The sequence below is a fragment of the Variovorax sp. Root318D1 genome (genome assembly GCF_001424835.1).
Classification (GTDB): domain Bacteria; phylum Pseudomonadota; class Gammaproteobacteria; order Burkholderiales; family Burkholderiaceae_C; genus Variovorax.
This window is the reverse complement of the sequence record NZ_LMCQ01000005.1, coordinates 139334-158338: the sequence shown is the minus strand read 5'-3', so window position 1 is coordinate 158338 and position 19005 is coordinate 139334. Positions and strand designations below refer to the sequence as shown.

The window sequence follows — 19005 nt, the reverse complement described above, 5'->3', positions numbered from 1 at the left end:
TCTGCCCTCCTGTATGCCTAGTGCCTAGGGCCGCCGGCTGCGTCGTGCAGCGCCAGGCGGCGCGAACCGGCCAGGATGTCGCTCGGCTTGAGCCCATACACCTGGCGGATCGAATGGCTGAAATGCGTCGAATCGGGATAGCCGGCGTCCAGCGCAATGTCGGTCAGCGTGCTGGTCTGGCGCACGTAGCGCAGCAGGCTGCGCGCGCGCTTCCAAGCCCGGAAGGCGCGAAACGCCATGCCAGTTTCCTGCTTGAACAGATGCAGGAAACGCGAGAAGGACAGGTGCACCGAGGCTGCGCAGTCTTCGGCCGAAGTGGGCGCGGCCGGGTCGGCGTTGATGGCGTCGATGACCTTGCGGATGCGTGCATCGAGCGCGCGCGGCGCCAGCGCCTCGCCGAAGAACAGATGGTCGAACTCGAGGCCTTCGAAGCCCTGGCGGCCCGAGAGCGCAAGCAGCTGCGCATGGGCATCGCGCACGCGCTGCAGGAACGCCGGCGCATCGACCGGCCCGCAATGCTGGAGGAAACCCGGCAGCTGCGCGGGATCGACCGATTCCGACTCGATCAGCAGGTTGAAGATGAGCGGATGGGTGCTTTCCACGCGGTGCGGCACGTGTGGCGGCACCACCAGCAGCTCGCCCGTCTGCCAGGCGCCCCCGCCGATGCAGAGGCGGTTGGGCGGCGCACCGGCCGGCGACACGTACACGCCGTGCCCGCCCACCGTGCGTTCGGCCGCGGCGCCGAGCAGCCCGGCGTAGAACACCCGCTGATGCGTGAGCCACATCAGGCGCTCCCCGCGCTCTTCGCCGCCGCTTTCCGGCGACGCCGTCTTCGTTCGCTGCATGGTGTCCGTCTCCTGCATCCGGCCGCCGTCGGCCAGGGGCCAGCGTTGCGTTGGCTGGATCGTAGCGGCGGGGGCCTGCTGCAAGGCGTCCATTTGCGCGGGGACTTTCCCTAGGCCGGCGCGAGCGCGCGGCGGAGTTCAGCGCAGCACAGCGCGATGGCCGTGTCAGCCTCGTCGAGCACCTTGCCCATGGTGATGAAGCCATGGATCTGGCGCTCAAAGCAGACGTACGCGGCGCGATTGCCAGCGGCGGTCAGCGCGTCGGCGTAGGCCATGCCTTCGTCGCGCAGCGGGTCGTAGCCGGCGGTGAGAACCAGCGCGGGCGGCAGGCCCGAGAGATCGGCGTGCAGCAGCGGCGACGCGCGCCAGTCGAGGTCGTGCCGAGGGTCGTCGATGTAGTGGTCGTGGAAGTACGCCATCGTGTCGCGGGTCAGCAGCAAGCCTTGGCCGTTGGCGTGGTGCGAGGGGTGGCCGCGGCGCTGGTCCGTGGCGGGATAGATCAGCAGCTGGAAGGCGATGGGCAGGTCGCCCGCGTCGCGCGCGGCAATGGCCGCCACCGCCGCCAGATTGCCGCCAGCGCTGTCGCCGCCCACCGCGAGGCGGGCGGCATCCAGGCCGAGCGAAGCGGCCTCGCGGTGCATCCAACGGGTGGCCGCCAGCACGTCGTCCACGGCGGCCGGAAAGCGATGCTCCGGGCCCATGCGGTAGTCGATCGAGGCGACCGCGCAGCCCGCGCCGTTGGCGAGCGATCGGCACAGCACGTCATGCGTGTCGAGATCGCCGATGACCCAGCCACCGCCATGAAAGTACACCAGCACCGGCAGCGCCGCACCGGCCGTGGGGCCCATTGGGCGATACAGGCGCACCGGGATGGTGCCGTGCGGCCCTTCGGCCTTCAGCTCGCTGACTTCGGCAACCCGCGGGGCTTCGGGCTGGGTGGCGGTACGCCGGTCGCGATAGAACGCGCGCGCCTCGGCCGGAGAAAGCGTATGGGTCGGCGGGATGCCGCGCGCCTCGATGAAGTCGAGCAAGGCGCGCGCCTGGGGGTGCAGCATGGTGTCTCCGGTGGGTCGGGCAGAGGTTCTCCCGATCTCATCCGCACGATGCCCGCAGGCGCCAGTCTCTGCTTGCGAAAACTGGCTGTCACCCGTTGGCTGGGCCGGGCGCGGCGCTTCAGGCCTTGCGTGGCTTCACGCGCGAGGCGGCTTCCTTGGCGAGCCTGCGGGCGGTGCCCGTGTCGGCCGCATGCACCAGCGCCACGCCCATGCGGCGCTTGGCAAAGCTCTCGGGCTTGCCGAACAGGCGGATGTCGCTGCCAGGCACCTGCAGCGCCTCGGCCACGCCGTCGAAGGCAATGCCGGTGGCATCGACGCCGCCATAGATCACCGCGCTGGCGCCCGGGCTCTTGAGCGAGGTGTCCACCGGCAGGCCCAGGATGGCGCGCGCATGCAGCTCGAACTCGTTCTGCCATTGCGTGGCCATGGTGACCATGCCGGTGTCGTGCGGACGCGGGCTCACTTCGCTGAACCACACCTCGTCGCCCTTCACGAACAGCTCGACGCCGAACAGGCCTTGGCCGCCCAGGTCGGCCGTGACGGCTTCTGCGATCTGCTGCGCCTTCTGCAGCGCGGCCGTTGCCATGGCATGCGGCTGCCAGCTCTCGACATAGTCGCCGCTCACCTGCACATGGCCGATGGGTTCGCAGAACTGCGTCCGCACCGCGCCGTCGGCGTCCTTGGCGCGAACGGTCAGAAGCGTGATCTCGTAGTCGAAGTCGATGAAACCCTCGACGATCACGCGGCCGTGGCTCACGCGGCCACCGGCCATGGCGTAGTCCCAGGCCTTCTGCACGTCGGCCGGGCCGTCGATCTTGCTCTGGCCCTTGCCGGAGCTGCTCATCACGGGCTTGACGATGCAGGGGTACCCAATACCTTTCCCGTCCGCGCCGTCGATGGCGGCCTGCAGCTCGGCCAGCGAGTCGCAGAACTTGTAAGGGCTGGTGGGCACGCCCAGCGTTTCGGCCGCCAGGCGGCGAATGCCTTCGCGGTCCATCGTGAGGCGGGCGGCGCGGGCGGTGGGAATCACGCGCACCACGCCGGCGTCTTCGAGCTGCTGCAGCATCGGCGTGGCGATGGCCTCGATTTCGGGCACCACGAGCAGGGGTTTCTCGGCCTCGATGAGCGCCTTGAGCTGCTCGGGGTCGCTCATGGTGATGGTGCGTGCGTGGTGAGCCACCTGCTGGCCGGGCGCGTTGTCGTAGCGGTCGACCGCGATGGTCTCGACGCCGAGGCGCTGCAGGGCGATGAGCACCTCCTTGCCGAGCTCGCCGGAGCCGAGCAGCATCACGCGGGTGGCGGAGGGGGAAAGAGGGGTGCCGAGGGTGGTCATGGTCGGGATCGAAAAGAGAGAAGAAAAGGCGACCGCCGCACTGTAAGCCACCCGCGGGCGCCCCGTGTCACGCGCGGCAACGGAGGCCTGGCGGGGCTGCTTCACAATCGATCTCCTGTCGCGGTGGCGGCCAGCGCCCCACCCGCTCCCCTTCCCCCATTTTTTTCTTCAAGGAGTTTTCTCATGACGATCCAGACTGTCGGCATCATCGGCGCCGGAACGATGGGCAATGGCATTGCACAGGCCTGCGCGGTGGCCGGCGTCAACGTGGTGATGGTCGACATCGCCCAGGCGGCGGTCGACAAGGGCCTGGCCACCGTTTCGGGCAGCCTCGACCGGCTGATCAAGAAAGAGAAGCTCACGGCCGAGCAGAAGAGCGCGGCGCTTGCGCTGATCAAGGGCTCGACGAACTACGACGACCTGAAGAGCGCGCAACTCGTGATCGAGGCCGCCACCGAGAACCATGCGCTCAAGCTCAAGATCCTGAAGCAGGTCGACGACCTGCTGGGGCCCGAGGTGATCATTGCCTCGAACACCTCCTCGATTTCGATCACGCAGCTGGCCGCCGCCACCTCGCGGCCCGACCGCTTCATCGGTATGCACTTTTTCAACCCCGTGCCGATGATGGCGCTGGTGGAACTGATTCGCGGCTACCTCACGAGCGACGCCACGCACGACGCCGTGAAGGCGCTGGCCGTGACGCTCGGCAAGTCGCCGATCACCGTGAAGAACGCGCCCGGCTTCGTGGTCAACCGCATCCTGGTGCCGATGATCAACGAGGCCTTCTTCGTGCTGGCCGAAGGCATTGCCACGGCCGAAGACATCGACGCCGGCATGAAGCTGGGCTGCAACCAGCCCATCGGCCCGCTGGCGCTGGCTGACATGATCGGCCTGGATGTGTGCCTGGCTGTGATGGAGGTCTACCTCGAGCAGTTCGGCGACTCCAAGTACCGCCCCTGCCCGCTCTTGAAGGAGATGGTCGCGGCCGGCCAGCTCGGGCGCAAGACGGGGCGCGGCGTGTACACGTACTGACCGCAAGCCAAGAACAACGAAGGAGACAAGCGCCATGGCCGTGACCCCCACCACCCCGCCTGCAGAAGGCTGCATCGACACCCAGGTGATCGACCACGTGCTGCTGATCGGCATCAACCGACCGGCCAAGCGCAACGGCTGGACGCCGCCGATGTTCAAGCAGCTGGCCGAGGCCTACACCCGGCTCGACGACGATCCCGACCTGCGGGTGGGCGTGCTGCACGCCTTCGGCGACCACTTCACGGCAGGGCTCGACCTGCCGGCGGTCACCGAGTACATGAAGCGCGGCGAGAAGGCCATTCCGGCCGGGCTGGTGGAGCCGCACGACTTCGGCCTGCCCGGCTACCGCCGCCGCACCAAGCCGATGGTGGTGGCGGTGAAGGGCATCTGCTTCACGGTCGGCATCGAGCTGATGCTGGGTGCCGACATCGTGGTGGCGGCCGACAACTGCCGCTTCTCGCAAATGGAAGTGCAGCGCGGCATCATGGCCACAGGCGGCGCCACGCTGCGCATGGCTGAGCGCGCGGGCGTGGGCAGCGCAATGCTGCACCTGCTCACCGCCGACGAGTTCGACAGCGCCGAGGCCTATCGCCTCAACTTCGTGCAGAAGGTGGTGCCGGCCGGGCAGGAGCTCGACGCGGCGCTGGCCATTGCGCAGCGCATCGCGGCGCAAGCGCCGCTGGCGGTGGTGGCGACGAGGCTCAACGTGATCAAGGCGGTTGAAGAGGGTCCGCTCGCGGCGGTGTCGGAGTTCATCGAGACGCAAAAGCGCCTGTCGAACAGCGAGGACGCGGCCGAAGGCGTGCGTTCTTTTGTCGAGCGCCGGCCCGCGCGCTTCAGCGGCCGATGATGTTGATGCATTCCATCGGAACGCCCGCGCCCATGTCTCTGTTCAAACGCACGGCGCTCGCCGCCGCCTTCACACTCCTTGCCGTGAACACCTCCAACGCCCAGACTTCCCCGCCCGCCGCGCCCCCCGACCCCGCGGCCACTTCGGTGGAGGCCCTGGGCTGGATGAAGGGCTTTCCGCCCCCGCCCGACAAGCTGATCACCTTCGACAACCCGGCAGGCGGCGTGTTCCCGCGCACGCGCTGGAGCTTTTCGCACGTGCGCGAAACCGTGCCCACCGCCAACGTGTGGCGCGGCAGCGGCGCGGCCAGCCCCCTGCCGGCGGCACCGCGCAGCGACATCGAAGCCGTGACCTTCAAACCGATGGGCAGCGATGAGACGGTGACCTTCGCCCAGATGATTCCGCGCACCTACACGGACGGCATCCTCGTGCTGCACCGCGGCCGCGTGGTCTACGAAAAGTACTTCGGCGCGCTCACGCCCGAACGGCCGCACCTCGCGATGTCGGTCACCAAGTCCTTCGTGGGCACGCTGGCGGCCATCCTCGCCGACGAAGGCAAGCTCGACCCGTCGGCGCCGGTCACCCGCTACCTCCCCGAACTCAAGGACACCGCCTACGGCGACGCCACGGTACGACAGGTGATGGACATGACCATCGGTGTGCACTACTCGGAGAACTACGCCGACCCGAAGGCCGAGATCTGGGACTACGCGCGCGCCGGCGGCATGCTGACCCAAGGGCCGAACTACGCCGGTCCCAAGTCGTTCTACGAATTTCTCGCCACGCTGAAGAAGGAAGGCGCACACGACGCCGCCTTTGCCTACAAGACGGTGAACGCCGAAGTGCTGGCCTGGATCCTGCGCCGCGTCAGCAACCAGCCGCTCGCCGATCTGCTGAGCGAGAAGATCTGGCGTCGCATCGGCGCCGAGCAGGACGCCTATTTCATGGTCGACCGGATTGGCACCGAGTCGGGCGGGGGCGGGCTCAACACCGTGCTGCGCGACATTGCGCGCTTCGGCGAAACCATGCGAAGCGGCGGCCGCGCGCCCAATGGGCAGCAGGCCATTCCCAAGGCGGTAGTCGAAGACATCCAGCGCGGCGGCGATCCGGCCAAGTTTGCCAAGGCCGGCTACGCGCTGCTGCCGGGCTGGTCGTACCGCAACATGTGGTGGGTCACGAACAACCCGCACGGCGCCTACATGGCGCGCGGCATCCACGGGCAGAGCATCTATGTCGATCCGAAGGCCGAGATGGTGATCGTGCGCTACGCCGCGCATCCGGTGGCCGCCAGCGCCGGCAACGACCCGCTCACGCTGCCGGCCTTCCAGGCGGTGGCCGAGGCGCTGATGCGCCCCTGAGCCTTCTTGAAAGGCTCAGCCCGCGGCGCGCTCGCGGGCGATCACCAGGAGTCCGTCCATGATCAGGCTTTCGACGAGTTCGAAGTCGCCGTTCATGACGGGCGCCATCTTCCAGCCAGCGCCGCCCGTCATGTAGCAGGCGGGCTCGGCGCCGCAGTGCGAGCGCACGTGCTGCACCATGCGCTCGACGGCGCCCGCAATGGCATAGGTGCCACCACTGGTGAGCGCGTCGCTGGTGTTGGTCGGAAATTCGCGCACCTCGCCGGTGGGTACGTGCAGCCCGGCTGTGCCCGATTCGAGCGCGCGCAGCATGATGCCGTGGCCCGGCAGGATCAACCCGCCCAGGAACTTGCCGCTGGCATCGATGGCCTCAACCGTGACGGCCGTGCCAATCATCACCACCACCATCGGCCGCGCCGGCCCGGCGTCCAGCATCCGCTGTCGCGCACCGATCATCGCCACCCAGCGGTCGGCGCCCAGCCGCGTGGGATGGTCGTAGCCGTTGACGATGCCGGCCTCGGCCGCGCTCGACACCACCCAGCGCGGCGCGCAGTCGAAGCGCTCCTCGATCTGCTCCTCGGCGCGGCGGCGCACCGCATCGCCCGCCACCACGCAGCCCAGCATGGAACCGGGGGCGGGCAGGTCGGCCCAGGGGCCTTCGGCCAGCCGCTCGATGTGGTCCAGGAACTCGGCCCCATGCGCCTGCAGCACAGCCCCCGGATGCGCGGCATCGTAGAGAGCCCATTTGAGGCGGGTGTTGCCGATGTCGATCGCAAGGAAGGGGGATGCCATGCGCGGGATTATTGCGACTTTGTCGGCGTTCATGCTGGCACATCGTTGACACACGCGGCGCGGGCCTACGCCGGCACCTGCCGTTCCGCCGCTACATTCGCCAGTTCCATCCACCACGGCACAAGGAGATCACCATGGGATTGCTCAGTTTCATCAAGGAAGCCGGTGAAAAACTGTTCGGCGGATCGTCGGCCCAGGCCGCCGAGCCGGACGCCAACACCAAGGCCGCGGCGGCCATCAAGACCTACATCGAAAGCCAGAACCTCGGCCTGACCGGACTCGCAGTGACCTACACCGCCGCGACGGGCGTTGTCACGCTGGCGGGCCAGGCCCCCTCGCAGGAAGCCAGCGAAAAAGCCGCCCTCGCCGCCGGCAACGTAGCCAACGTGACGAGCGTGGACAACAACCTGGTTGCCCCGGCCGCACCGCCGGCCCAGTACCACGACGTGGTCAAGGGCGACACACTCTCGGCCATTTCGAAGAAGTACTACGGCGATCCCAACAAGTACAACGCGATCTTCGAGGCGAACAAGCCGATGCTGAGCCACCCGGACAAGATCTATCCGGGCCAGAAGCTGCGCATCCCGGTGCTCTGACCTTCCCCGCTTGAAAGGCCCGTCGTTCCCGGCGGGCCTTTTTCATTTCAGTTCTGCTTCCAGGGCAGGCCGCGCTTGCGCCAGCCGCCGATCGTGCCGCGGTGCCCCTGGTCGTCGGGGTTGCCCTCGAAGCCTTCGAGAATGTTGTAGGCCTCAAAGCCGAGTTCGGTGGCGCGCTTGGCGGCGGCAATGGAACGCACGCCGCTGCGGCACAGCAGCACCAGCTTCTGCTTGCCCTCGCCCGCGGCACGAATGCCGTCGTCGAAGGCCGGATTGGGCGCCATGCCCGGCCACTGCTTCCAAGCCAGCGGCACGGCGCCGGGCACGTAGCCGACCCATTCGCGCTCGGCGTCGCTGCGCACGTCGACCAGTACGGCCTCGCCGCTCGCCATCCACAGCGCCGCCTGCTCGGGCGTCACGTCGCCGGCATAGCCTTTTTCCCCAACGGGTTCAGTCATCTCTCTGCGTCCTTTCGATAGACAGGGTAACTACGTGGGACGGCTCCCTTGAGTTTTGCCTCAGCCACGTCCGGATGATGGAATTTTTCACCAGTTCGTGAAAACCCTGTTTGTCACATATTCCGGCGAGCCAAAGATGCGGATTGGGCCTGCCGAACATAACTCCAGGAAGGTGGGCAGGATTTCTTCCGGTCAGAACTTGTTTGGAGAGAGACAACATGACAATCAGCAAATCACCCCGCCGCCGCAGCCTGCTCAAGGGTGCGGCCGTGGCCGCCGGCGCCATGTCGGCGCCGATGGTCAGCATGGCCCAGACCACCTCGCTGCGTTTCCAGAGCACCTGGCCGGCCAAGGACATCTTCCACGAGTACGCGCAAGACTTCGCGAAGAAGGTCAATGACATGGCGGGCAACCGCCTGAAGATCGAAGTGTTGCCGGCAGGCTCCGTCGTGCCCGCCTTCCAGCTGCTCGACGCCGTCGCCAAGGGCACGCTCGACGGCGGCCACGGCGTGGTGGCCTATTGGTACGGCAAGAACTCGGCGCTCGCGCTCTGGGGATCGGGCCCCGGCTACGGCATGGACGCCAACATGGTGCTGGCCTGGCACAACTACGGCGGCGGCAAGGCGCTGATCGAGGAGATCTACAAGAGCCTGAACCTGGACGTGGTCTCCTACCTCTACGGCCCCATGCCGACGCAGCCACTGGGCTGGTTCAAGAAGCCGGTAGCGCGGGTGGAAGACATGAAGGGCCTCAAGTTCCGCACCGTGGGCCTGGCCGTGGATGTGTTCACCGACATGGGCACGGCCGTGAACCCGCTGCCGGGCGGCGAGATCGTCCCGGCGCTGGACCGCGGCCTCATCGACGCGGCCGAGTTCAACAACGCTTCGAGCGACCGCGTACTGGGCTTCCCCGACGTGGCGAAAAACTGCATGCTGCAGAGCTTCCACCAGTCGGGCGAACAGTTCGAGGTTCTGTTCAACAAGGGCAAGCTCGCGGCGCTGCCGGCCGATCTCAAGGCCATCATCGACTACGCGGTGCAAGCCGCCAGTGCCGACATGAGCTGGAAGGCCATCCAGCGCAATTCGCAGGACTACATCGAGCTCAAGAAGGCCGGCATCAAGTTCTACAAGACGCCCGACGCGATCCTGCGCGCGCAGTTGGCGTCGTGGGACAAGACCGTTGCCAAGAAGGCCGCCGAGAACCCGATGTTCAAGAAGGTGCTCGACTCGCAAAAAGCCTTTGCCGAACGCGCCGGCCAGTGGCACAACGACTACACGGTCGATTTCAAGATGGCCTACAACCACTACTTCGGTTCAGGGGCGAAGAAGTCCTGACGCCGATCCCGTGATGCGAGGGCACCCGGCGCGGTGCCCTCTTCATGCCCGTCCGTGCTGCGCCGGCCGCAGCGAGGAGTTCTCTTCGATGCAATCTTTCCTGTTGGCCGTCGATCGTTTCTCGACCTGGATCGGCAAGACCTTCGCATGGTGCGCGCTGCTGCTCACGCTGCTGATCAGCTGGGAGGTGTTTTCGCGCTACGTGCTGAATCACCCGCATGCATGGGTGCTCGACGCGCAGATCATGCTGTATGGCGCCATGTTCATGACCGCCGGCGCGTACACGCTCTCCAAGAACGGCCATGTGCGCGGCGACGTGCTCTACGGATTCTTTCGCCCGCGCACGCAGGCACTGGTGGACCTGGTGCTCTACATCGTCTTCTTCCTGCCTGGCATCGTCGCGCTGACCTGGGCCGGCTGGATCTATGCGGGCGAATCGCTCGCCATCCGCGAGCAGACCTTCTCGGCCGAGCCGCTGCCGCTGTATCCGTTCAAGTTCATCATTCCGCTCGCCGGCTTCACGCTGCTGCTGCAGGGCGTGGTCGAGATCATTCGCTGCGTGCAGTGCATCCAAAGCGGTGCGTGGCCTTCCCGCGAGCAGGACGTGGAGGAGGTCGACGTCGAGAAACTCAAGGAGATGGTCAACGTCAAGGATGAAGACATTGCCGCGCTCGACCGCGTGGTGGCGGCCAAGGAGAGCGCGCGATGATGATCCGCCGCGAACTTTGGTTCGGACTCTCGTTCATGGCGCTGATCGTGATCGGCGCGGCCGCGGTGCTCGTGAGCGCCGAAACCATCACCAACGGCCACCTGGGCCTCCTGATGCTCTCCCTGGTGGTGGTGGCCATCATGCTGGGCTTTCCCACGGCTTTCACGCTGATGGGCATGGGCATGCTCTTCACCTGGCTGGCCTACGACCGCGACTGGCACCGCACGCTCGACCTGATGGTGCAGGCGGCCTACAAGACCATGGCCAACGACGTGCTCATTGCGGTGCCTCTGTTCGTCTTCATGGGCTACCTGGTGGAGCGCGCCAACCTCATCGAGTCGCTGTTCAAGAGCCTGCACCTGGCGCTCGCTCGGCTGCCGGGTGCGCTGGCGGTGGCCACGCTGGTCACCTGCACCATCTTTGCGACTGCAACCGGCATCGTCGGCGCGGTGGTCACGTTGATGGGCCTGCTGGCACTGCCGGCCATGCTGCGCGCGGGCTACAGCGTGCCGCTGGCGGCGGGTGCCATCACGGCCGGGGGGTGCCTGGGCATCCTGATTCCGCCTTCGGTGCTGCTGATCGTCTACGGTGCGACCGCGGGCGTTTCGGTGGTGCAGCTGTATGCGGGCGCATTCTTTCCGGGACTGATGCTCGCCTCGCTCTACGTGGTGTACGTGATCATCGTCGCCCGCCTGAAGCCGCAATGGGCGCCGCCGCTGTCGCAGGCCGAACGCGTGGTGCCGCTGTCGCCGATGTCGCAGCGGCTGGCCAAAAGCCCCGCCGCGCATGCGGTGGTCGGGCTGCTGAAGGGCCGGCGCAACGCTGGCGTGCCGTTCTCGCACGTGCTGCGGCAGCTGGCCATCGTCGCAATGCCCGGTGTGATCTTTCTCCTGCTCGCCGGCTTCAGCTACAAAGCCGTAACCACGGTCGAGGCTCAGGCGCGCTACGACATCGAGGAGATTGGCGCCACGCGCAGCGGCACCGCCGAAGGCGCGGGCGGACTGCAGGAGCCCCCCTCTACGGGCGGGCTGCAGGAACCACCGTCGGCAGGCGGCTTGCAGGAGCCGCCTTCGGGGGACGCGCCTTCCTCCGGTCCGCTGGCGGAACCGCCGGGCGCATCCATCGCGCCGGCCGAAGCAGCCTCCGCGGCCCAACCACCGGCCGCAAGCCCGGCCGCTGCCGCACCCGCGGCCGAAGGCGCCTCGGTACGCCCGGCGCCCACCTGGTGGTGGGTCACCTTCGCCATCTTCGGCGCGCTGGTGACGCTGTTCTATCTGTTCCTGAGCTTCGCGCGGCTCGAGATCTTCAAGATGCTGCTGGCCTCGTTCTTCCCGCTGGTGCTGCTGATCCTTTCGGTGCTCGGCTCGATCGTGATGGGCCTGGCCACACCCACCGAGGCGGCGGCCATGGGCGCACTCGGCGGCATGCTGCTTGCGGCAGCCTACCGGCGGCTCAACTTGTCGGTGCTGAAGGAATCGGTGTTTCTCACGGCCAAGACCTCGGCCATGGTGTGCTGGCTCTTCGTGGGCTCGGCCATCTTCTCGGCGGCATTCGCGCTGCTCGGCGGGCAGGCGCTGGTGGAGGAATGGGTGCTGAGCATGAACCTCACGAAGGTGCAGTTCCTGGTGCTGAGCCAGGTGATCATCTTCCTCCTGGGCTGGCCGCTGGAGTGGACCGAGATCATCGTGATCTTCATGCCCATCTTCATTCCGCTGCTCGACAACTTCGGCGTCGATCCGCTGTTCTTCGGCTTGCTGGTTGCAATGAACCTGCAAACCGCATTCCTGAGCCCCCCGGTGGCCATGGCGGCGTTCTACCTGAAGGGCGTGAGCCCGCCGCACGTGACGCTGAACCAGATCTTCCTGGGCATGCTGCCTTTCATGGGCATCCAGGTGCTGGCCATCGTGCTGCTCTACATCTGGCCGCAGATCGGGCTCTGGCTGCCGCAGCTGCTCTACAAGTAAGGCACCGCCCAACTCAGCGGCGCCGCTCCACGTAGGGGCGCGCCTGCAACAGCACGATGCGGTCGCCCACGGTGGCCCACTCGATGTCCTGGTCGACGCCGCCGAATGCCCGCTTCACGGCCGCGCCCACGCTTGCGAGGCGCAGCACCAGTTCATCCGTCAGCACGGTGCGGCCGGCTTCCACCGGCACTTCCTTCACGCCGCCGTCCTTGTCGAGCTGCAGGGCCGTTTCTTCCGCCGAGCGGCTCAGCACCTGGATGGCTTTCGACCAGCTCGAATACATCACTTGCTCAGCGACGCGCTGGCCTTCGACAACGCGAATGCCGATGCCGCGCTTGGCCGAGATGTAAGTCACATGGGGGTGACCCGCGTCGAAGGGGTCGCGCGTGATCATCACGCCGGCGTTGGCCGAATCGATGGCGGTCTGCACGAACACGCCCATCAGCACCGACTCGGCGCCGAAGCCCGCGGCGCTGCGCGCCTCCCACGCTTCGGGGTTGAAGACCGAGGCCCACACCTTTTTCACCGCGAGTTCGAGCCCGTCGCCGGTCTTGACGTTCGGCACCGTGCTGTAGAGCCCCGCGCCGCTGAATCCGGGCAGGTCTTCTGAGTTGGACGAGCTGCGCACGAACACACCGCCGCCGCCCAGTTGCGAATGCCAGGCAGCGCGCCAAGCGGCCGCGGTGGCGGGCTCGACCGGCCATTTGACGATCTCGTCGCGCAGCAGCGCCAGCGCCTTCTGTCTGATCTGTGGGTCGCTCGCAAACCCGGGCTGCTGCTGCATGCGCGCGATGCGCCCAGCCAGGTCATTCGCGCGCATGAAGCGGTCGTAGTGCGCAAACGGAATGCAAAAGCCGTCGGGCACCGTGGTGGACGGAATACGGGCGGCCAGCACGGCGCCCAGATTCGCGGCCTTGGTGCCGCACTGGGCGCTGTTGCGCGCGCGCAGCGATGCGAGCGGCAGCAGGCGGGTTTCGCGCAGGTCGGGCCTGGCGGCTCTCGCACTGCCTGGCACCGCGCCGATGGCCGCGCTGCGCACGTTGCGTGGCGGCAGCGCGGCCACCTCGTCGGGCGTGAGGCGGCGCAGCTGGTAGCCCGAGGCCGCGACCCTGAGCGCCACCCACTGCCCGGCATGCTCGCGCAGCACGGTTGCGGCGTCGCGCACGTAGGCATTGGGTATGCCCCAACCCTTGGCCAGCAGGTTGACGTGCGAAAGCGCGGTCGACGGCCGCTCGGTCAGCACACCGGCCACGGGCGGCAGGTTGATGGGCACCTGGCGCAGCACGGCGATGTCATCGGGCAAGAGCACGTTCAACGCGTTCGGGCCCGAGGCCTCGTCCACGATGCGCACGCGCCCCGTGGCCGTGCCGAGATTCATCGGCATGTAGGGCTGCTCGCGGATCAGCGCTTCCTGGCTGACGGAGTCGATGCCGGCTTCCTTGGCGACCCGATCGTGCAGCGTCGAGTTGGTCTTGAACTTCACGGGCGCGAAGAAGCTGGCCTTCACCTCTGCATCGGCCTGACGCAGCAGCGCGGGCGTGAGCTGGTCGCCCTCCCAGAATTCATAGGTGAAGCTGCCGATGTTCTGCTGCCAGCTCAGCGTGCCGAAGAGAAAGCGGCGGTCTGCCGCGAGGTAGTTGCGGTCGATCTCGCGCTTGCCGGCATGCGGCGCAAGGCCGGTGTCGCGCACGAAGCGCACATGCAGCTGGTAGCGCGGCGTGTCGATGTAATAGGTGCGCACCGGCCTGGCCTGGCGGTCGACCGCGAACAGCACGTGGGCCAGTTGCATCGGCGTGCCGGGGTCGTAAACGCGAGCCAGCCTGTCGAAGTCGCCCCGGCTGCGCAGCGCGGCAAGCGATGCGGGAGCCGCCACGCGCGGGGCGGGCTGCGCGGCCGCGCCCTCGGGAGCAGCCTGGTTCTGCTGCTGGTAGTAGGAAGGCTTGCGCGCGAGTTGCGCCGCCACCTGTGGAATAGCGATGGCCGTTGCGCCAAACGCAACCGCCAGCGTGGACAGCCATTGCGCCCCGCTCTTGTTTCGGTAGCGTGATTGGCCCGTTGCGCCTTGATGTTTGTCGTTTTTCATGCAGGGTCCCTCATTACATGCGGTTGCCGAATGTGCGTGCGCTTCACCAAGCAGGGGACCTGCGCTGACAGCGGCAGCGGATTCTCGCGCGTTACATATCCATTGCTTTCATCCGGTCCCGCGAACCAGAGACAAACCATGAAACGCCCTACCATTTCCATCGTTCCTGCCCGGCCGCTGTATCGATGGCTGATCGGCCTGGCACTGCTTTGCATCGCCGCGGCAGCCAGCGCACAGCAAGACCCGCCCGGCCGCGTGGCTCGTTTGAACCTGCACGAAGGCGCAGTGAGCTTCGCACCGGCCGGAGAAGACAGCTGGTACGACGCGCAGCCCAACCGCCCCATGACCACCGGCGACCGGCTCTGGACCGACCGCAATGCGCGTGCCGAAGTGCACATTGGCTCGGCCACGCTGCGAATGGACGGCCAGACCCACGTCGAGTTCTCCGAACTCGACGACGACACCATCCGCCTCACCGCGAACCAGGGCAACCTGCAATTGCGCGTGCGTGACGACCTCTCCGGCCAGCGTGTCGAGGTCGGTACCGGCAACCTTGCCGTGGTGATCGACGCGCCCGGCGAATACCGCATTTCGGCCGATCCCGCCGCCGACACCACCTGGATCGCCGTGGCTTCCGGCCGCGTCACGCTTCATGGCGAGAACGGCGAATCGCAATCGCTGGGCGCGCGGCAGCAGCTCACGGTGGGCGGCCGCAACCTGGCTGCCATGGGCGGCGCACCGGCGCAGAACGGCGGCTTCGATGCCTGGGTGGCGGAGCGCAACCGCATCGAGGACCAATCGATCTCCGCGCGCTACGTGTCGCGCGAAGTCGTCGGCTATCAGCAACTGGACATCCACGGCGACTGGCAAAGCGACCCCACCTACGGCGACGTCTGGTTTCCGCGCAACGTGGACGCCGACTGGGCGCCCTACCGCGACGGCCAATGGGTGAACATCGCGCCCTGGGGCCTGACCTGGGTCGATGCCGCGCCATGGGGCTTTGCGCCTTTCCACTACGGGCGCTGGGCGCGCGTGGGTCCGCGCTGGGCCTGGGTGCCGGGGCGGACGACCACGCGGCCCGTGTATTCGCCCGCACTGGTCGGCTTTGTGGGCGGCGGGGCGAACGCCACCCTGCAGATCGGCGACGGCCGCAGCGGCGTGGGCTGGTTCCCGCTGGCGCCCGGCGAGGCGTGGCGGCCCGGCTATCGCGCGAGCCCGCGCTACATCGACCAGGTGAACCGCATGGCGGCCTACCGCAACCGGCAGGCCGAGCCGCGCAACGAGTTCTACGCCAACCAGCGGATGCCCGGCGCCGTGACCGTGCTGCCGGCCGACCGCTTCGGCCGCGGCCCCTTCGGCCGGCGCGACCTGGTGCGTGTGCCTGACGACCGCTTTGCGCGCGTGCCGGTGGCGCCGGCGCCGGGTGTACCCGTGCAAGGCTTCGGCAGCGGCTTCGGCCGGCCCGCGGCGGCGCTGCCGCCGCCGACCCCGCCGATGCTGCGCCAACAGCAGGAACTGCAGTACGAACAAGCGCGGCAGGCCCGCCAGATGCAGCAGGCGCAGCAGCGCGCGTTGCAGGGTCAACCCTCCCAGCAGTTGCAGCAACGACAGCAGATGGAATGGCAGCGCCAGCAGGAGTTGCGCCAGCAACAGCAGCAGCAGCAGGAGTGGCCGCAGCGCAGCGACCAGGACCGGCAATGGCAACACCGGCAGCAGCAACAACAGAACCAGCAGATGCAACTGCAGCAACAGCAGCAGCAACAACAGGCGCAGCGGCAACAGCAGGAGATGCAGCAGCGTGCGGCAGCACAGGCACAAGCCCAGCAGCAGTTGCAGCAGCAACAGCGCGCGGCGCAGCAACAAGCCCTGGCCCAGCAACAGATGCTGCGCCAGCAGCAGGAGATGCAGCAGCGCGCCGCCCAGGCGCAGCAGCAGCTCCAGGCACAGCAGCAGGCTCAGCGCCAGGCACAAGAGGCGCAGGTGCGCGCGATGCAGCAGCAACGCGGCTTCACGCAATCGCAAGCCCCGCAGCCTCAGGCACAGCCTCAAGCTCCGGCCCAGCCGGGCCAACGCCCCGGCGCCGACGAGCGCCGCCGGCTCGTGACCTCTCCCGACCAGCGCTGAACGCCGCGCGCGCGGCGGTGCATGGCGCCGCGCGCAAGCCTAGCCACCACCGGCGCCTCCTTGGCGGCTACAGTCGCCGCCAAGGAGCGTCTTTTCCATGCCCACATTCGACTTCGATCTTTTCGTCATCGGCGGCGGCAGCGGCGGCGTTCGCGCCGCGCGAATGGCCGCGCAGCAAGGCGCGCGCGTGGGATTGGCCGAGGCGGCCGAACTCGGCGGCACCTGCGTCAACGTGGGCTGCATTCCGAAGAAGCTCTACAGCTACGCAGCCGGGTACGCCGAATCCTTCGAGGAATCCGCCGGCTACGGCTGGAAGCTGCCCGAAGCGCCGCAGTTCGACTGGGTCTACCTCAAGACCCAGCGCGCCAAGGAAATCTCGCGGCTCAACGGCGTGTATGCCTCGCTGCTGAAGAATTCCGGCGTCACGCTGGTCGCGGGCTGGGCGCAGCTGGCCGATGGCCACACGGTCGAGGTCGACGGCAAGCGCCACACGGCCCGCCACCTGCTGGTGGCCACCGGCGGCACGCCCTACGTGCCGGAGATGCCGGGACGCGAGCACATCGTCACCTCCGACGCGATGTTCGATCTCGCCCCTTTTCCAAAGCGCCTGCTGGTAGTGGGCGGCGGCTACATCGCCTGCGAGTTCGCGTCGATCTTCAACGGCCTGGGCGCCAAGGTGACTCAGCTGCATCGCCGCGCGCATCTGCTCACGGGCTTCGACGACGACGTGCGGCAGTTCGTCGCCAACGAAATGGGCAAGGCCGGCATCGAAGTGCGGCTCAATGTCGAGGCGGCATCCATCGCGCGCGGGCCGCACGGCCTCGTGGTCACGCTGGCCCGCGGGCAGCAGATCGAAGCCGACACGGTGCTTTTTGCCACCGGCCGCGTGCCCAACACGCAGGGCCTCGGCCTGGAGGCCGCGGGCGTGGCGCTCGACGAGCGCGGCGCGATCGCGGTCGATGCGCACTACCGCAGCTCGGTGCCGTCGATCTACGCGGTGGGCGACGTTTCCACGCGCGTGCAGCTCACGCCGGTGGCTCTGGCCGAGGCAATGGTGGTGGTCGATGCCTTGTTCGGCAAAGGCAAGCGCGCTCTCGACTACGAATACATTCCGACCGCGGTGTTCACGCACCCGAACATCGGCACCTGCGGCTACACCGAGCTGGACGCGCGCGCCAGGTTCGGCGAGGTCGCGGTGTTCTCGACCGAATTCAAGTCCCTGCGCCACACGCTCTCGGGACGCGGCGAGCGCACCTTCATGAAGCTGGTGGTGCACAAGGCCACCGACCGCGTGGTCGGCCTGCACATGGTGGGCGCCGATGCGGGCGAGATCGTGCAGGGCTTTGCCGTGGCCATGCGCGCGGGCGCGACCAAGGCGCTGTTCGACAGCACCGTGGGCATCCACCCAACTGCGGCCGAAGAGTTCGTGACGATGCGCGAACCTATGCCAGGCTAGCTGCCGGCTTTTTGCTGCTTGCCTTCGAGCAGCTTCACCAGCACCAATAGCACGCGGTTCGCGGGCGTGGGCACGCCGAGCGCCTCGCCGCGCCGCACGACGAAGCCGTTGAGATGATCGATTTCGCTCGGCTTGCCGCGCGCGAGGTCTTGCGCGGTCGATGAGTACTGCGAGGGCATCGTCTCTGCAATGCCGCGCACGGCGGCGTTGGTGTCGCCGGGTATGGCGACGCCTTCGGCTTTGGCGACGGCGAGGCATTCGGCCACCACGTCGCGGATGACCTCGGCCACGCCCTGGCCCTTCACCACCTCGCCATAGGGCAGCTGGGTGATGGCCGATAGCGCGTTGTAGGCGCAGTTCAGAACCAGCTTGGCCCAGAGCGAGCCGCGCACGTTGTCGGAGATCTGCGTGGGCACGCCGGCCGCGGCCAGGTGTTGCGCCACCTGCTCGCTGCTGCGCGAAGGAGCGATCACCAGTTCCCCGCGGCCATGATGCTTCACGTGGCCCGGCCCGGCCATCTCGGTGGCGACGTAAACCACCGCGGCGGCCACGTCGCTGGACGGCAGCACCGAGCGCACGCGCTCGTCGTTGTCGACCCCGTTCTGCAAGGTGAGCACCAGCGCGTCGGGCGAAAGATGCGGCTTGATTTGCGCCGCGGCCGATTCGGTGTCGGTGGACTTCACGCAGAACAGCACCAGGTGGGCGCCCTGCACCGCGCCCGCTTCGGTGCTCGCGTCGAGCTTCACCTGCTCGTCGAAAGCCTTCGTCTCCAGCCGCAGCCCGTTGGCGCGCACGGCCTCCACATGCGAGGCCCGCCCGATCAGCACCACCTCGTGGCCCGTCCGCGCCAGCATGGCGCCGTAGTAGCAGCCGACTGCGCCGGCGCCCATGACTGCGACCTTCATTGCTTCACCTTTCACGGTTGTTGAGGGGAAAGCCGTCGAGGTTAAACGTTCTGAAGCCGGGCACAATCGCGCGGCCCCACAGTTCTCCAACCCTCTGCCCCCAAGGTCTCT

At 67.6% G+C, this 19005-nt stretch carries 16 protein-coding genes; 9 read left to right on the top strand and 7 right to left on the bottom strand.

What is annotated here, in order from left to right; translation table 11 throughout:
• Nucleotides 1–17 precede the first annotated feature (17 nt).
• The 3 genes from ASC78_RS06675 to purT form a co-directional block, all read right to left on the bottom strand.
• Nucleotides 18–845, bottom strand: coding sequence for a helix-turn-helix domain-containing protein (locus ASC78_RS06675; RefSeq protein ID WP_055798324.1), 828 nt, complete (start codon nucleotides 843–845; stop codon nucleotides 18–20).
• A gap of 110 nt (nucleotides 846–955) precedes the next feature.
• A complete protein-coding gene (locus tag ASC78_RS06670; protein ID WP_055798224.1) occupies nucleotides 956–1900 on the bottom strand; it encodes an alpha/beta hydrolase in 945 nt (314 codons plus the stop codon).
• 118 nt (nucleotides 1901–2018) lie between these two features.
• Entirely contained in the window at nucleotides 2019–3233 is a 1215-nt protein-coding gene (gene purT / locus ASC78_RS06665) for a formate-dependent phosphoribosylglycinamide formyltransferase (protein ID WP_055798221.1), read from the bottom strand.
• Between the two features lie 183 nt (nucleotides 3234–3416).
• On the opposite strand from purT, the gene ASC78_RS06660 reads away from it, so the two are divergent.
• The 3 genes from ASC78_RS06660 to ASC78_RS06650 are packed head-to-tail and all read left to right on the top strand — an operon-like array spanning nucleotide 3417 to nucleotide 6473.
• Entirely contained in the window at nucleotides 3417–4265 is an 849-nt protein-coding gene (locus ASC78_RS06660) for a 3-hydroxybutyryl-CoA dehydrogenase (RefSeq protein WP_055798218.1), read from the top strand.
• Nucleotides 4266–4299: 34 nt separating this feature from the next.
• Nucleotides 4300–5115 (top strand): crotonase/enoyl-CoA hydratase family protein, encoded by an 816-nt coding sequence (locus ASC78_RS06655; protein ID WP_055798216.1) that lies wholly within the window; start codon nucleotides 4300–4302, stop codon nucleotides 5113–5115.
• A gap of 32 nt (nucleotides 5116–5147) precedes the next feature.
• Complete coding sequence (locus tag ASC78_RS06650; protein ID WP_055798321.1) at nucleotides 5148–6473, top strand: serine hydrolase domain-containing protein; 1326 nt, start codon at nucleotides 5148–5150, stop codon at nucleotides 6471–6473.
• 15 nt (nucleotides 6474–6488) lie between these two features.
• Here ASC78_RS06650 and ASC78_RS06645 read toward each other — a convergent pair whose 3' ends face one another.
• Nucleotides 6489–7265: a type III pantothenate kinase gene (locus ASC78_RS06645; protein ID WP_055798213.1), complete on the bottom strand. Its 777-nt coding sequence runs from the start codon at nucleotides 7263–7265 to the stop codon at nucleotides 6489–6491.
• A 134-nt stretch (nucleotides 7266–7399) separates the two neighbouring features.
• Here ASC78_RS06645 and lysM point away from each other — a divergent pair, with 134 nt between their 5' ends.
• On the top strand, nucleotides 7400–7861 hold the full coding sequence (gene lysM, locus ASC78_RS06640; protein WP_055798210.1) for a peptidoglycan-binding protein LysM: 462 nt from the start codon (nucleotides 7400–7402) through the stop codon (nucleotides 7859–7861).
• Nucleotides 7862–7908: 47 nt separating this feature from the next.
• On the opposite strand, the gene ASC78_RS06635 is transcribed toward lysM, so the two are convergent.
• A complete protein-coding gene (locus ASC78_RS06635) occupies nucleotides 7909–8319 on the bottom strand; it encodes a rhodanese-like domain-containing protein (protein ID WP_055798206.1) in 411 nt (136 codons plus the stop codon).
• A 218-nt stretch (nucleotides 8320–8537) separates the two neighbouring features.
• Here ASC78_RS06635 and ASC78_RS06630 point away from each other — a divergent pair, with 218 nt between their 5' ends.
• The 3 genes from ASC78_RS06630 (at nucleotide 8538) to ASC78_RS06620 (ending at nucleotide 12326) form a co-directional block, all read left to right on the top strand.
• Nucleotides 8538–9653: a TRAP transporter substrate-binding protein gene (locus tag ASC78_RS06630; protein WP_055798204.1), complete on the top strand. Its 1116-nt coding sequence runs from the start codon at nucleotides 8538–8540 to the stop codon at nucleotides 9651–9653.
• A gap of 88 nt (nucleotides 9654–9741) precedes the next feature.
• A complete protein-coding gene (locus ASC78_RS06625) occupies nucleotides 9742–10362 on the top strand; it encodes a TRAP transporter small permease subunit (protein WP_055798199.1) in 621 nt (206 codons plus the stop codon).
• Nucleotides 10359–12326: a TRAP transporter large permease gene (locus ASC78_RS06620; RefSeq protein ID WP_055798196.1), complete on the top strand. Its 1968-nt coding sequence runs from the start codon at nucleotides 10359–10361 to the stop codon at nucleotides 12324–12326. The genes ASC78_RS06625 and ASC78_RS06620 overlap by 4 nt, the downstream gene beginning before the upstream one ends.
• Before the next feature lie 13 nt (nucleotides 12327–12339).
• On the opposite strand, the gene ASC78_RS06615 is transcribed toward ASC78_RS06620, so the two are convergent.
• Complete coding sequence (locus ASC78_RS06615) at nucleotides 12340–14409, bottom strand: PEP/pyruvate-binding domain-containing protein (protein ID WP_055798194.1); 2070 nt, start codon at nucleotides 14407–14409, stop codon at nucleotides 12340–12342.
• Nucleotides 14410–14547: 138 nt separating this feature from the next.
• Between ASC78_RS06615 and ASC78_RS06610 the strand changes: the two genes are divergently transcribed.
• Nucleotides 14548–16533, top strand: a complete 1986-nt coding sequence (locus ASC78_RS06610; protein WP_055798190.1) for a DUF6600 domain-containing protein — start codon at nucleotides 14548–14550, stop codon at nucleotides 16531–16533.
• Nucleotides 16534–16630: 97 nt separating this feature from the next.
• Nucleotides 16631–17989, top strand: coding sequence for a glutathione-disulfide reductase (gene gorA, locus ASC78_RS06605; RefSeq protein WP_055798188.1), 1359 nt, complete (start codon nucleotides 16631–16633; stop codon nucleotides 17987–17989).
• On the opposite strand, the gene ASC78_RS06600 is transcribed toward gorA, so the two are convergent.
• Entirely contained in the window at nucleotides 17986–18894 is a 909-nt protein-coding gene (locus ASC78_RS06600; RefSeq protein WP_055798186.1) for a ketopantoate reductase family protein, read from the bottom strand. The two genes, gorA and ASC78_RS06600, sit on opposite strands and share 4 nt — an antisense overlap.
• Nucleotides 18895–19005 lie beyond the last annotated feature (111 nt).